This is a genomic window from Spirosoma spitsbergense DSM 19989, assembly GCF_000374085.1.
GTDB classification, from domain to species: domain Bacteria; phylum Bacteroidota; class Bacteroidia; order Cytophagales; family Spirosomataceae; genus Spirosoma; species Spirosoma spitsbergense.
This window is the reverse complement of sequence record NZ_KB893604.1, coordinates 16,197-29,920: the sequence shown is the minus strand read 5'-3', so window position 1 is coordinate 29,920 and position 13,724 is coordinate 16,197. Positions and strand designations below refer to the sequence as shown.

14 protein-coding genes are annotated in these 13,724 nt (G+C 50.7%); 11 read left to right on the top strand and 3 right to left on the bottom strand.

The genetic code is table 11. From position 1 onward, the window contains the following. From B157_RS39190 to B157_RS39975, 6 genes are all read left to right on the top strand, one after another. Positions 1 to 251, top strand: a 251-nt coding sequence (locus B157_RS39190; RefSeq protein ID WP_020607257.1) for a hypothetical protein, incomplete at its 5' end; no start/stop codon positions are given. A gap of 27 nt (positions 252 to 278) precedes the next feature. Next, positions 279 to 2,714, top strand: coding sequence for a TonB-dependent receptor (locus B157_RS0131345; RefSeq protein WP_020607256.1), 2,436 nt, complete (start codon positions 279 to 281; stop codon positions 2,712 to 2,714). 174 nt (positions 2,715 to 2,888) lie between these two features. Beyond that, positions 2,889 to 3,731: a helix-turn-helix domain-containing protein gene (locus B157_RS0131340; protein ID WP_020607255.1), complete on the top strand. Its 843-nt coding sequence runs from the start codon at positions 2,889 to 2,891 to the stop codon at positions 3,729 to 3,731. Positions 3,732 to 3,810: 79 nt separating this feature from the next. Beyond that, positions 3,811 to 4,413: a hypothetical protein gene (locus B157_RS0131335; RefSeq protein WP_020607254.1), complete on the top strand. Its 603-nt coding sequence runs from the start codon at positions 3,811 to 3,813 to the stop codon at positions 4,411 to 4,413. A gap of 8 nt (positions 4,414 to 4,421) precedes the next feature. Then, complete coding sequence (locus tag B157_RS36395; protein WP_020607253.1) at positions 4,422 to 4,604, top strand: hypothetical protein; 183 nt, start codon at positions 4,422 to 4,424, stop codon at positions 4,602 to 4,604. A gap of 95 nt (positions 4,605 to 4,699) precedes the next feature. Next, on the top strand, positions 4,700 to 4,753 hold the full coding sequence (locus B157_RS39975) for a hypothetical protein (protein WP_245565369.1): 54 nt from the start codon (positions 4,700 to 4,702) through the stop codon (positions 4,751 to 4,753). 277 nt (positions 4,754 to 5,030) lie between these two features. Here the strand turns inward: B157_RS39975 and B157_RS0131325 are convergent, their stop codons facing one another. Next, positions 5,031 to 5,807, bottom strand: coding sequence for a LytR/AlgR family response regulator transcription factor (locus B157_RS0131325; RefSeq protein ID WP_020607252.1), 777 nt, complete (start codon positions 5,805 to 5,807; stop codon positions 5,031 to 5,033). A gap of 87 nt (positions 5,808 to 5,894) precedes the next feature. Further along, positions 5,895 to 7,931 carry a sensor histidine kinase gene (locus B157_RS0131320; RefSeq protein ID WP_020607251.1) on the bottom strand — a complete coding sequence of 679 codons (2,037 nt, stop codon included), beginning with the start codon at positions 7,929 to 7,931 and terminating at the stop codon, positions 5,895 to 5,897. A gap of 275 nt (positions 7,932 to 8,206) precedes the next feature. Between B157_RS0131320 and B157_RS37035 the strand changes: the two genes are divergently transcribed. The 5 genes from B157_RS37035 (at position 8,207) to B157_RS0131290 (ending at position 11,859) form a co-directional block, all read left to right on the top strand. Next, positions 8,207 to 8,710, top strand: coding sequence for a YybH family protein (locus B157_RS37035; RefSeq protein ID WP_020607250.1), 504 nt, complete (start codon positions 8,207 to 8,209; stop codon positions 8,708 to 8,710). Between the two features lie 61 nt (positions 8,711 to 8,771). Then, positions 8,772 to 9,656 (top strand): cytochrome c, encoded by an 885-nt coding sequence (locus tag B157_RS0131310; RefSeq protein WP_020607249.1) that lies wholly within the window; start codon positions 8,772 to 8,774, stop codon positions 9,654 to 9,656. 31 nt (positions 9,657 to 9,687) lie between these two features. After that, complete coding sequence (locus tag B157_RS0131305; protein ID WP_020607248.1) at positions 9,688 to 10,338, top strand: hypothetical protein; 651 nt, start codon at positions 9,688 to 9,690, stop codon at positions 10,336 to 10,338. Between the two features lie 90 nt (positions 10,339 to 10,428). After that, positions 10,429 to 11,403 (top strand): hypothetical protein, encoded by a 975-nt coding sequence (locus B157_RS0131300; RefSeq protein WP_020607247.1) that lies wholly within the window; start codon positions 10,429 to 10,431, stop codon positions 11,401 to 11,403. Between the two features lie 267 nt (positions 11,404 to 11,670). After that, positions 11,671 to 11,859 carry a hypothetical protein gene (locus B157_RS0131290; protein ID WP_020607245.1) on the top strand — a complete coding sequence of 63 codons (189 nt, stop codon included), beginning with the start codon at positions 11,671 to 11,673 and terminating at the stop codon, positions 11,857 to 11,859. A gap of 123 nt (positions 11,860 to 11,982) precedes the next feature. On the opposite strand, the gene B157_RS0131285 is transcribed toward B157_RS0131290, so the two are convergent. Next, positions 11,983 to 13,653 (bottom strand): beta-N-acetylhexosaminidase, encoded by a 1,671-nt coding sequence (locus B157_RS0131285; protein ID WP_020607244.1) that lies wholly within the window; start codon positions 13,651 to 13,653, stop codon positions 11,983 to 11,985. Positions 13,654 to 13,724: the final 71 nt, after the last annotated feature.

Here is a 13,724-nt window from a genome sequence, read left to right as displayed (position 1 = left end):
TTTCTGATTGTCAGGCTCGTTCGGTCAACAAACTTGATTACCATTTTAATGCAGCCCTGAGCGCGGTTAACGTGGCTAAAGTTGAGCAGGGCGTTGGTCAACAACCCTTCTCGATGGCCACTATTAAGACGCTCTACCACAATCGTTTACTACTAGATCGTTTTTTTTCTATCTTACCCAAAGGCACTAAACTGGAGAAAAATGATCCTAGAGTGCGTCAACTTTATCACTTCGGCTGTATAGCCGCCTAAATATTGACTAACCATTGATACGTTATAATGAGGAAAATTATAAACCTGTTTTTAATCGGGATACTCCTGCTGGGCGTACACCAGAGTATTGCCCAAAAACAAGCAGCAGACTATTCAATTCGGGGGACCATTTCGGATTCGGCAAGCCATAATGCATTGACATTCATAACGGTTAGTCTGATGAAGGACTCAACTACCGTTCTGAAAGCAGATTATTCCAAAGAGGATGGTTCCTTTTCATTCGCGGAGTTGGATGCAGGCAGCTATTCGCTGGCAATAGTGGCGGTGGGCTACAGAAGTAAATGGATTTCGGTTGAGTTGTCGGATTCCGGTCAAAAAATAAGGGAATTAGGTAACGTTCCACTAAGCCCTGACATCGTGGGTTTAAAAGAAGTGGTCGTAACGGCCGCGAAACAGATTGTAAAGCAGGAAATAGACCGGATTACCTACGACACTCAGGCAGATCCTGAAAGTAAAGTAGTTAATGTATTGGAGATGATGCGAAAGGTACCGCTGCTTTCGCTGGATGCGGATAATAACATCCTGATGAAAGGGAACAGTGATTTTAAGATTCTCATCAATGGGAAACCCTCGAGTATGATGGAGCGAAACTATAAGGATATTCTGAGGAGTATGCCTGCTTCCTCCATCGAGCGCATCGAAGTCATTACGTCGCCCCCGGCCAAATACGATGCCGAAGGATTGGCGGGAATAATTAATATTATCACCACCAAAAAGCTGGACAATGGCTACAACGGTTCTGTCAATATCAGTGAACGGTTCCCTTCTGGTGGGCCGGGTTTGGGCGGGTCGATGTCGGCTAAGCTGGGCAAATTCGGTATCTCAGCCTTTGGCGGAGCCAATCGGCAAAATAATCTCCCCATCCGGGGTGGTGTTCAGCGAATGACTACAGGCGGGCAACCAACTACGCTTTTGCAGGAAGGCACCACAGGATCAACGAATCGAACGGCGTACCTGGGCTTTGAGCTGAGTTATGAAATCGATACGCTGAACCTGATCGCTGCCCAATTTAACCTGAATGGCAACAAGTTAACGGGCAACTCGCTACAAACTAGTACCCTGCTCAGTTCAGACGTTCGTTTGCAAGCGTATACGCTGGAAAACAATCGTAGAGGAAACGGAACGGGCGTCGATGCATCCGTCAATTACCAACACGGTTTTCGGGCGGATAAAAACCGGTTGCTGACCTTCTCGTATCGGTATCTATCGTATGGAAACCAGGAGAACAGTGCGTTGAGTATTACCAACCGGGTGAATTATACTCTACCCGACTATCGGCAGGTAAATGACCAGCGTTTTGCGGAACAGACCTTTCAGGTAGACTATGTTCATCCCATGAAGAAACACCAGTTCGAAGCGGGTTTAAAAGGAATTTTACGGGATAATCAAAGCGATTTCCAATATGCTCAAGCAGATTCCTTGACCCGCCAGTACGTGATTCAACCAACAATCAGTAACCGATTCATGAATACGCAGAATGTTTTTGGTGGGTATACGACCTATCAGTATTCGTTGAAAGGCTGGGGTATAAAAGCAGGACTACGTATAGAGAAAACCGTTATCAATGCCGACTTTATTTCGGTCGGCTCTAAAGTGAAACGGACGTACGTTAACCTGATCCCTTCGGTGTCGGTCAATCGAAAATTTAAGAATAACAGCGGTCTTACCCTGGGGTATACGCAACGGATTCAACGGCCGGGAATCTATCAGTTAAATCCCTTTGTAGACCGCTCCAATCCGAATTTCGAGCGAACCGGTAATCCTGACCTTCGGCCTGCTCTTGTCAATGACCTCCAGCTAAGCTTCAGCGGAGCCGGAAAAGCCCAACTAAATGTGGGCCTTGGATTTACATTTTTCCGTGACCTGGTTTTCCAAGTTTCAGTTTATGATTCCACTACCAACATTACGCGGACTTCCTATGGAAACACCGGCACAGCCAAGCTCCCCAGCGTGTACGTGAACTTAAATTATCCGGTTACCAAACAGTGGACTGTATCTGTAAACAGCCGGGCCTCTTATGGCATGGTGCAGGGTTTAGTGAATGGCGTGTTGATTAAGAATGAAGGGTTAATGCACAATGTGGCTGTATCTACTAATTACAGACTGCCAAAAGACTGGCGGCTGACGGCCAATCTGCAACTAAATGGCCGGGGTGTTAACTTACAGGGAAAGACAAATAGCCTGATCAGCTCTTCATTTAGCGTCAACAAAGACCTGATAAAGGACAAATTATCTATAGCGGCTTCGATCAACAACCCGTTCCGCACCTACAGAGAAAACCTTTCGACTACGTTCGGACCTGATTTCCAGCAGACAAATTTCCGTTGGGATTACTTCCGGTCATTCACTATTAGCCTGAACTACAAATTCGGTAAACTCAGGGAATCAATTAAAAAGAACAAACGTGGTATTCGTAATGATGATGTCCAAAACGGAAATTAGCGTGAGTAGAATGAGCTTCTGCCTATCTACCCCGAAACAATGGGAAGCCGCCAAGCCATTCGCTAAAAATGGCTAATTTTGAATATATTGGGCATGAAAAAGACAACAGGGTTGTGAACCCATACGGACGTAAAACCGCCAGTCTTTTACCCAATGGTTTAATCTACCCACAACATGGTCTTCTCCCGCCAATATGCTACTCATCCGGCCCTGCAATCGTTTGTGCGGTATTATCACATCATCCACATCCAGCTTGACCCCAGAACACCCCGTAAACAACTCCCGCAGAAACCCTACCCGCCCAGCACGGAGCAGTGCCTGTATTTCTACCCGTACGATCTTACCCACAGCGTTAAAGTAGGTAACGAGACTCCTGAGCGGGTAACGTCGGGTATTATAGTAGGCCAGCCCCTAACCCGGATGAATATAACCATCAACCCAAATTACCTGATGCTGAAAGTTAGTTTCCAGCCGGGTAGTCTGTTTCGACTGCTGGGCATACCCATGAATTTGCTGACCGATGGCTCTGCTGATCTGGAAGCGATAACGGGTAAAGAAGTAAAGGAGGTATATGAACGACTACCCGAAGCAACCGATTATGGGTCTATGATCCGACTTGTTGAGAATTTTTTGCTACGGAAGGCGGCTCAGTGTCGCCAGTCACTACAACCCATCGATAGGGTAGCCCAGCAGATGCTCTTGCCAGCATCCTATCATCAACTTGACCAGTTGGCCAGCGATGCCTGCCTGAGTGTACGGCAGTTTGAACGTAAGTTTCGCGAACGGGTAGGGGTTAGTCCCAAACTGTTCAGCCGGATTGCCCGTTTCCGGCGTGCCTACCAAATTCGTGAAACTGATCCTGTCCGGTCGTGGATCGACATAGCCTACGCCTGCAACTATTATGACCCCAACCACCTGGTAAAAGATTTTCAGCAGTTTGCGGGTACCAATCCCAGCCAGTTATTTGACGAAGAATTGGCGCATCGCGATTTCTTCGCCCGGTATCCGTACCGTTGATACGATTGCCGAAGTTGTCGTTTTTTTACTATGCCCCTACCCTGCGATTTGCTGAATTTTGCCTAAAAACGAGATACGTATGCATCCTTCGAGTACATACCTCCGCCGGGCGGCAGTGGGTTATCTGATTGCCGGTTTGGGCTTTCTGGCGTTTGGCTTTCCATTCTGGTTCTTAAACGCCATCGATACATCGCCGAAGGGCCAGTTTACCCCACCTTTCTTTTTCGTGGTCGATGATCCGGTGGCGGCTTTGGCCAATAACTGGATTCAGCTCGTATCGGCTATAGGGCTGGCCGCTGGCGCTTATTCGCTTTGGCAAGCCGGTGATCCAACGGGGTTTGGCAAAAAGCAATCGCTGTTGTTCGTGCCAATGGCGGGTGGAATCTCCTATATTCTGGCAACATGGGTTATACTACCATTTGCTCCATTGGGCGCATTTCTGAACGGACTGGGTATGATTCTGGTCGGCATCGCCAGTCTCAAAGCAAATGTCTGGACCGGCTGGAAACGCTACGTTCCGCTTAGTGTAGGGTTATTTCCGTTTGTGTTTATGTTTCCATTTGTCATACTGACCGGTGCCAGACCGGCGGCTATGATTGGTTTCTGGGGTGTAGCGTGGATTGCTTTAGGATTAGCGGCCTGGCAACGGGCGCAGGAGAGTAGTACGGTTCAGCTCGTCTAACTACCAGTATGGCACAATTCATCAACCCTGTTGCTTTGCAGGAACGGGTGGAGCAATTACTTGATAAAAAGGAAACTGACGGCCTAAATGATCGTGAAGGCGAAGAACTGGCTCATTATTATATTCTCGAACACATTGTTCGGCTTGCCAAGTCCCGGACGCGGCTCCGTTTAGCGAAGCATCAGGCGTGAGCAGCAAATATATTCCCGAAAAACTGCGCCTTGACGTAGCCTAGCGAGCTGATTATCGTTGTGAATACTGTCGGCGCCCAGAGGGCGATTCATTTATCCGGTATCAGATTGACCACATTATTGGCCGCAAACACGGGGGCAGACCGTAAGCGAAAATCTGGCCTACTCCTGTGCGCTTTGTAATGGCAGTAAAGGGTCGGATATAGGTACCGTTTTAGAAGATGAAGACACGTTCGTTCGGCTTTTTCATCCACGAAAGCACCTGTGGCAGGAGCATTTTGGTGTTATCGAAGGAGCATTGGAACCTCGCTCCGACGTTGCGGTTGCCACAATCAAGGTATTAGACCTCAATAACATCAATCGAATTCTGGAACGCCTGAACTTAATTGAAGCCGGATTATTTCCGTAATTACGATCCGGCGTAGGCTACACCCACCCGAATCGCTCCAGCAGCCGGTCTTTTTGCTGGCGGGATACGGGAATGCTAACACCGTTGGTGAGCACGAGGTAGGTGCCTTCACCCCTGACCAGCCGTTTAATATGATCCAGATTGACGACATACTGCCGGTGAACGCGCAGGAAGTTTCGGACTTCCAGCATGTCCTGGACATCGCCCAACGTTTTGGAAACCAGGTATTTTTCGCCCGATTCCAGCACAAAACTAGTGTAGTTGCTGTCTGATTCAGCGTAGAGAATCTGGTTTATGTCTATAAAAGTGAGACCGTTAGCGTGGGGCAACGCTATTTTAGCGGGTAGTACAGCCGATGGTGCTCCACCCGGCGCGGTGGCCGGATACCAGGATTTTAAGACATCCAGTTGAGCCGTTCCTACCACCCCTGATGGGCTAAAGCTAACCGTTTCGGCCCGCCGGATGGTGTTCACCAAATCAATGGTGTCAACGGGTTTGAGCAGGTAGTCCAGCGCGGCAAACTGAAACGCCCGCACGGCATACTGGTTGTAGGCCGTTACGAACACCACCTGAAACGACACCTCACCGAGTTGTTCGAGCAACTGAAACCCGTTGAGCATGGGCATCTCGATGTCTAAAAAAATCAGCGAAGGCCGCTGCGTCCGTAGGGCCACCAACGCCGAGGGGCTATCGGTAAACTGTCCAATCACGGCCACCTGTGGGCAATGCCGAGCCAGTTGCAAAGCCAGCAAGGCCACATTATCCGGTTCGTCGTCAATGATGATAGCGGTCATCGGTTTCAATGAGTGAATAAATGAATTTTGAATGAGTGAATAGCTGGCGCAGGCATGCTGACGCGTCAGCTATTCACTCATTCAAAATTAAATAGGTATCTCCAGCACGACTTTCGTGCCGAGGGGGTCGCCGTTGGGGGCGACCAAATCAAAAATGCGGGCCTGGGTTTGGGTGTTGTATAGTTCGTTAATCATCCGAATCCGGTCGGCGGTGACCTGCATCCCGAAGGATTTGGTCTTGCCCGCCGACTTGCTTTTTAGTTCACCAGCTCGGGCGCGGCCAATGCCATCGTCGGTAATCTCGACGTGTAGCAGCGCATCGGTTGGCTGACTGACGGCAACGGTTACCGTACCGCCGTCTGGTTTGTGCATCAGTCCGTGCCAGATCGCGTTTTCGACGTAAGGCTGGAGCAATAACGGCGGCACCGAGATATCCTGCTGGTCAATATCGGGATCGACACGGATGCGGATGCTGACTTTCCGTTTAAACCGCATAGCTTCCAGATCGCTGTAAAGCTGGAGGGCTTCGAGTTCATTCTGGAGTGGAATACGGTCGGCGCGGGAGTTTTCGAGAACGAGTCGGATCAGTTGGGCAAACTTGGTGAGGTAATCGGCGGCCCGGTCGGTATCGTTCTGGAGGGTGTAGAGTTTAATGGAGTTCAGGCAGTTAAAAATGAAGTGCGGATTCATCTGGGCCCGCAGGGCGGTCATTTCCGTGTCCGCCAATTTTTGGTCAAACTCAGTTTGAAGCTGCTGAATGTGTTGTGCTTCTAACCGGCGGCTTTGTTGCTGAACTTCCTGAGTTCGCTGCGCTAACTGCGTTTCGAGGTCCTGGGCGTACTGTTGCTGAATCTGCTTTTTTTCTATTTCAATCAGGCGGGTTCGTCGGCCCAGGGCCAGCGAAAAACAAAACACTTCGAGTAATACACTAGACCCGAACAGCAACGACGGCATTTGAAGAAACAGACTATCAGGTGTTACACCTGGCACACGAATCCGGTTCAAAGCCAGCGTACCGGCGGCCCCGGCCATGAGCAATACCAGACCAATGAACGCGTAGGTCCAGAGCGCATGGCGGCCCCGCAGTGCCAGGCCAGCCAGCAGCAGCGAACTAACCAGCAATAGCATGATGGTTAGGTTAGCCCACTTGCCGCTATGGACACGAAGCAGTGCGCTGCTATTCCAGAACAGGACGCTACCGACTGTGACGACGAAAAAAAACGCCACAATCGCCAGCAGGTAACGGTAGCCCTGCCAAAGCCGGGGCTGATAGCGCGGCAGTTCCAGCAGGGTGCCAAAGAACAACAGGTAGAAAAACTGTATCGCTAACTCCGACAGGGGCAGTGAAGCCAGCCGCAGGAGAGGCTGATTGGGCAGCCACCAGTCGAGTTGAAAATAGAGTTCGGCAATCCGAAAAAAATACAGGCAGGTCGCCAGCACGTAGAGCGAGTACCAGGCATAGATGATGTCGCGGTTGGTCAGGTACTGAGCCAGTGAAAACATCCCCATGAACACCAGACAGGCAATCAGACCGGCATAAAACGTAAAAGCCGGGAGCTGTTCCCGGTGAAAATCGTTCAGAAAAGCCCGGTACGACAGGGGCGTATGAAGCGTTGTTTGTAGCGGGTCGCGACTTTGGAACGTGTTCACCCCAAGCAGATAGGTTTGCTGTTGCCGGGGCCTGAGCACAATGGGTACGGCCATTCGGTAGGGTGCGCTGGTGGGCAGCAGCCTGGCCAGTACATTACCGCCGGTAGTGGCCAGCAGCGAGGGTCGACTGAGCGCATCGAGTGCGTAGAGCCACATGACAGGATGCCGCCCCACGTGGAGCCAATACGCCAGGGAATGGGTAGGACTGCTATTTTGCAGCGTGAAGCGCAGCCATTTGACCACTACTTTTTGGGTAGGATAATTGTCGGTGGGTTGTTGCAAAAATGGACGAAATACTTTGGTCTGTATCGCTACCGGTAGCAGCGTATCACCGGAGCGGTCTTCGTAAAATACTGAGTAAGGCCCAATATCCATTTGTGGATTGGGCCGTATGCCGGGCAACAGCAGCACCTTCTGCTGCCCGAAAGCAACAGCCCAATTCAGTAGCAACATCAGGAACAGGAGCGGGCGCATGGCGGCAGTAAATAATAGACAAGGTACTGATAAACAGACGTACCCATGTGCTCTCCCGGCTAAAGCGCCTTTTCTTTTGAGTAAGTGGTCGTTTTTCTGAGGGAGCCCCTTCTTCGGTCTCTTTCTTACCGTTCGCTCACTCACCCGGCTATTCCGGTTGCTCACTCAAAAGTTGCCGCCCTTCACACAGCAGCGTTTGTGCGACCCTGTGTCTCGCGCTACGTTTGATGCCGATAACAAACATCCGTTCGCTCATTCAATAACCATTCACTCCCATGAAAACCCATTTTCTTACCCTTGCCCTCTTAGCCAGTGCGCTCATGGCAACCACCCAAACCACCCGCGCCCAATCCAGCGACGTGGCCCAGATTAAAGCCGTTGTGGAGCGGGAAACCACCGCATGGAACAACCGGGATGCTGCCAGCATGGCCGATTGCTGGGCCAATGTACCCGAAGCCGGTAACCTCATTAGCCTGTGGGATGGCAAAGGAACAGTTATTCATAGCAACAATCCGCAAACCAACATGGCAGAGGGTATCAAAACGATGATAGCCAGTATGGGCAAATCAACGGGAGAGACCTTCCAGAATACCGATTACCTCATCCGGGTGAACGGTAATGCCGCTTTCGCTCAGTTCGAGCAAACCGTAACAGCCCCCGACGGCAAGAAACAATACGCCCACGAAACGCGCTATCTGGAAAAAATGGGGCGGTCCGACGGGTCGGGCAAGTGGAAAATCGTCCATGTGGGCGGGGTATTCTACGAACCAGCTAAATGAACCGCTTTTTGTTCCTTCCGCTTTTTAACCAATTACGGATTATCCACACCTATTTCTTTGTATGAACCGATTTCTGACCATCCTGAAATGGACCGGCATTAGCCTTGTCGCCCTCATTCTCGTCATCCTTGCCGTTGTGTATGGTATCAGCGAGTACAAACTCACCCGGACGTATAATGATGTACCGTTAGTAGCTGTTGCCGTGCCGCACGATACGGCTTCGATAGCCGAGGGCAAACGATTAGTGGGTGTGTATCACTGCGGAAGTTGCCACGGCGAACGGTACGAGGGCAAAGAGTTTCTGAACGTGCCGAACGTAGCCCGGATTGTTTCGGCCAATCTGACCACTAAAATCCCGGCCTATTCGGATGCCGAACTGGCCCGGCTGGTGCGCCATGCCATAAAGCGCGACGGCCACAACGCCTGGATGTTTGCGTCCGGTATGTACACGCCCATGACCGACGTCGATATGGGTAAAATGATTAGCTACCTCCGCACCCTGAAACCCGTTCCCACTTCCGACACCCTCGGCGAAAACAGCTTTGGTCCCATTGGGCGGGGCATTATTGTAGCCGGGCAATTTCCGATTATGGCCGAAGCCATCGACCACCAGCACATTCCCGACTACGGGCAGGACACCACGCTCGTGGGCCGGGGCAAGTACCTGACCATGACCGTGTGCAGCGGTTGCCACGGCGGGCCTGAACTCAAAGGCAGCAACGACCACGGCATGAACGCCCCCGCGCTAATTATTGCCACAGCCTACAAACCCGAAGCATTCCGGCATTTTCTGCAAACGGGCGAGGGCGGGCTATCCAAGAAAGACTGTGGCGCAATGTCGGTGATGTGCCGGGAGTATTTCCATAACCTCACCGACCGCGAGAGCGATGCCATCTACGCGTACCTACAAACGCTGCCGACCCAGAAAACGGTAGCCAGTCAGTAGGTCAGGACAATCCAGTAAACCGCTGCTTATCATGGAAAAATCGTATCGAAATGTCAGCTATTTATTTTTGGGCGCGCTGCTCATCGTTTTTGTGGGTTTCTACAAAACCTATTTTAGCTTGTTCCCCCGTTTTATCGGTATAAAACCGCTACTTCATCTCCACGCCGTGCTTATACTTGCCTGGTTTGGGATGTTGATTGTACAGCCAATTCTGATTCGGAATAAGCAGTTCGCGCTTCACCGCAGACTGGGGAAAGCCTCCTACTGGCTCATGGGTTTACTGGTAGTTACAATTATACTGGTGGTTAGAAGTAGCCAGCTCCGCGAAAAAAATCTTGCCATTTTTGGATTTGCCTTTGCTGATGTCTCGTTTCTGATACTGGTTTACGGGCTGGCGATTTACTACCGCCACAAACCGGCGTTTCATGCCCGGTATATGGTGATTACCGTGTTGCCGTTCATTAACCCGGCTCTGGGGCGTTTACCCGATTCTCCGGTCCCCGGCCCAGCACTTGGCTTACTAATTCTGGTTGGTCTGCTCGTGTTTGAGTGGTTCAAAACGAAGGTGTTTCGGCCTTACCTGATTGGTATAGTATCGTTTGTAAGCATCTATGCCTTTTATGGGCTGATGACCCCAACACCAGCCTGGGATTATTTCTGGAGCCTGCTTTTTGACCATTGACGATGGGCAAACAAGTAAAGCCTGTACAAATCAACCCAATAAACGTTGCCGAACCAGAAAGTATCAACCAATCACTAAACAATTGTAATCATGGAGTCAACCTACACAGAATCAGCCTTGATGAAGGCCATCAGAGACTTTTCCTTCGTTGAACGCGATACCCGTTCCGACGCGCGAAAAGCCCTTGACGAAGCATTGAAAAATTTCCCCGCAACGCAGGCCGACCTGCCTGCATTATTTCGGGACATGACCGGCAGCGATAAAAACCCGCACACCTCGCCGTTGGATATAGCGGTGGAGTTGCAAACTCTTAAGAAAGCTTCTGTGCTTGATACGCTACTGAAGAACGGAGGACTGGTTCGGCGATGGCCAAAAGGTGTCTATGTGTATGGCGACTACCCCATAATGCCGCTTTTCCCACCACCCGAAAACCACTACGTAGCCGAACTACCGGGTTTACTGGATGCAACCAACGGGGAAAATCGAAATTCATACTCATCCAAACAAGCGGGCTACCTCCTATCGAGTGCCGGTTCCCAACTGCATATATTCCACGCGAAGGGAACCGTAAAATCGGGCTTGTTTATCCTGTATAAAGCTACGCCCGACGAGGTGGGCCAGTTCGGCAGTGTTACGTTCTCACCCAAAGTTGGCTGGAACACGACCAGCAGCTTTCGAAACCACGAGGCTTTCTTTTTCGGAACGCAAAATACGGCCACGTCTATCGAGTTGACCGTTGATGAATACAATCCGTCAACGAACACCTTTGAACCACTCGCCAATTATGAATCAAGGCATTTTCCAATAAACAGCTATGAAGGGTTTGCAGAAGTAAATCGCCAGTGGGAAGATACCGGTCTGTTCAGGACGGGCGAGCTGGCGCATAGCTTTCTGGCCCGAAGCGGGGTTAGTTACCGGCTCGGTGTTATTACCCGCGTTGACATCAGCCATACCGTGAGCGACAGAAACGGGAAACTGCCCGTAGAAGTCAATGCTAATTTCTACGGTATGATATCGGCCAATATACCCAGTATAACTCTGCAAACGCAGACAATACTTCCCTGACCATTCCATACAGTAAACGCTACTTGACTGACCAGGGGTTAATTAATAACGTCCAACATGATTTGTCGCTCTTTCGCCCCGCAACCGAATCTACTCGCATTTGTGCAGAAAGATTTGGTAATTTATCTCGTGTTCGATCCGGCCAAGCTCCTACTCCAGCAAGGGTTAGAGTTTCAACGGTAAAAATGAGATCAAACCATGTAACACGGGGGTTGGAAATATGGGGATAGATTCCGTCTTTCGCTGGAAACATAGCTAGTTAGCGATATGGAAACACCCCCCGATTCAATACCGCCCGACGACAGTGAGCCATCAGACGGGCAGCAACGATTAGATAGGGCCAACGACTTTCTGGATATCTGTGATCGCCTGTCTACCGGCTATGAAAGCGGCTTTTATTGGGAAGATGTTCAGCGGGCGTTGCGGATTGCAGCCGGCCTGGAAACCTGGCCATGATTTAGATTAGCCTTAATTAGTTGCTCAATAGCATCATCAATCAGCACCGATGGCCAATACAAATCAAAAAAGGGGCCGCTTGATTGCAGCCCCTTTTTTGTGGGATAGTCCGGTAAAAACGCCTTACTTACTCGCTGTTTCTTTAGGCATCTGATACGGAAAATCACCGTTGATGGGAGCACCGAAATAGTTGACTTTCAGGTAGTCCAGCCGCTTCTTGTGAGTTTCGAGCCGCGTTTTAAAATCATCAACATTCCGACTGGCCTGGGGTGTCCAGCCCGTTTCGGCTACGGCAATCAGGCGCGGGAACAGCATATACTCCGCGTATTCGGGCGTCAGGACGTATTCCGTCCAGAGGTTAGCCTGTACGCCCAGTACGTGTTTGGCCTGCGCGGTCGTCAGGCTATCAGTTACGGAGGGATCAAAGCTGTACACTTTTTCGAGCGGCAGATACCCGCCAATGGCAATAGGAACGGTCGGCTGCATTGATTTATCGACTTGGTAATAGTCGAGGTAGCAGTAGGTCGTGGGGGTCATGATTACGTCGTGGTCCTGCCGGGCAGCGGCAATACCACCCGCTACGCCACGCCAACTCATCACCGTGGCGTTGGGCGACAAACCACCCTCCAGAATCTCGTCCCAGCCGATGATGCGACGGCCTTTTGATGTCACGAACTTGTCGATGCGCTGGATGAAATAGCTTTGCAATTCGTGCTCGTCTTTCAGGCCTTTTTCCTTCATCAGGTTCTGGCAAAAGCGGCTTTGTTTCCACTGCGTTTTGGGGCATTCGTCGCCCCCAATGTGAATATACTGACTGGGAAATAAATCCATCACTTCGGTCAGCACGTCTTCCAGAAACGTAAACGTCTCCTCACGCGGGAACAGGACATCATCCATAACCCCCCATTTGGATACTACATCCACGATTTTATCGGGATTACTACCAAATTGCGGGTAGGCCGCCAACACACCCGCCGAATGGCCCGGCATCTCGATTTCGGGTATCACAGTTACGTATTTCGACTGGGCGTACTTAACGATGTCGCGTACTTCATCCTGCGTGTAGAAACCGCCGTAGGGCTTCCCATCGTATTTATTGTCGCCGTAGCGGCCCACCATCGACTGTTTCCGGATGGAGCCGATTTTGGTTAACAACGGGTATTTTTTGATCTCGATGCGCCAGCCCTGATCTTCGGTCAGGTGCCAGTGGAAGGTGTTCATCTTATGCAGGGCCAGCAGATCGATGAACTTCTTGATGAAATCGATGGGCATGTAGTGCCGGCCTACATCGAGCATCCCCCCACGGTACCCGTAGCGGGGCTGATCCTCGATGGTACAGGCCGGTACCTCCCAGGTCACACCCTCCACCCGGGCCGGGCTGAACACGGCCGGGGGCATTAGTTGCATCAGCGTCTGTACGCCGTAGAAAAACCCTTTGGGCTGCTCGGCGGTGATAACGATTTGCCGGGGCGAAACCGTCAGCTTGTACCCCTCATCGCCAAACTGAGCCCCTTTGGCACTAACGAACAGAATCCCTTTGCCCGACTTGCCCGCCGTAACGGACGGTTTATAGCCCGTGGCAATAGCCAGTTGATCAGCTAACAGTCTGGCAATCGGAAGCAGCTGCGCATTGGTCGACTGTATGATGATGTCCACGTCGCGGGGAATGATAAAACTCCCTTTCTGTTCGGTTAGCCTGGTTGGTTTAGGAATAAGCGCGTACCGGGACTGGGCGTGCAGTACCAACCCAGCTTGCAGCAGGAGTAAGCAACAGATAAGCAGCGATTTCTTCATAGTTAGGGGTTCTGATTAGTAAACAGGCAGTTTAAAAATGAGTGATTTACTGGATTGGTTAGTCCGTTGAG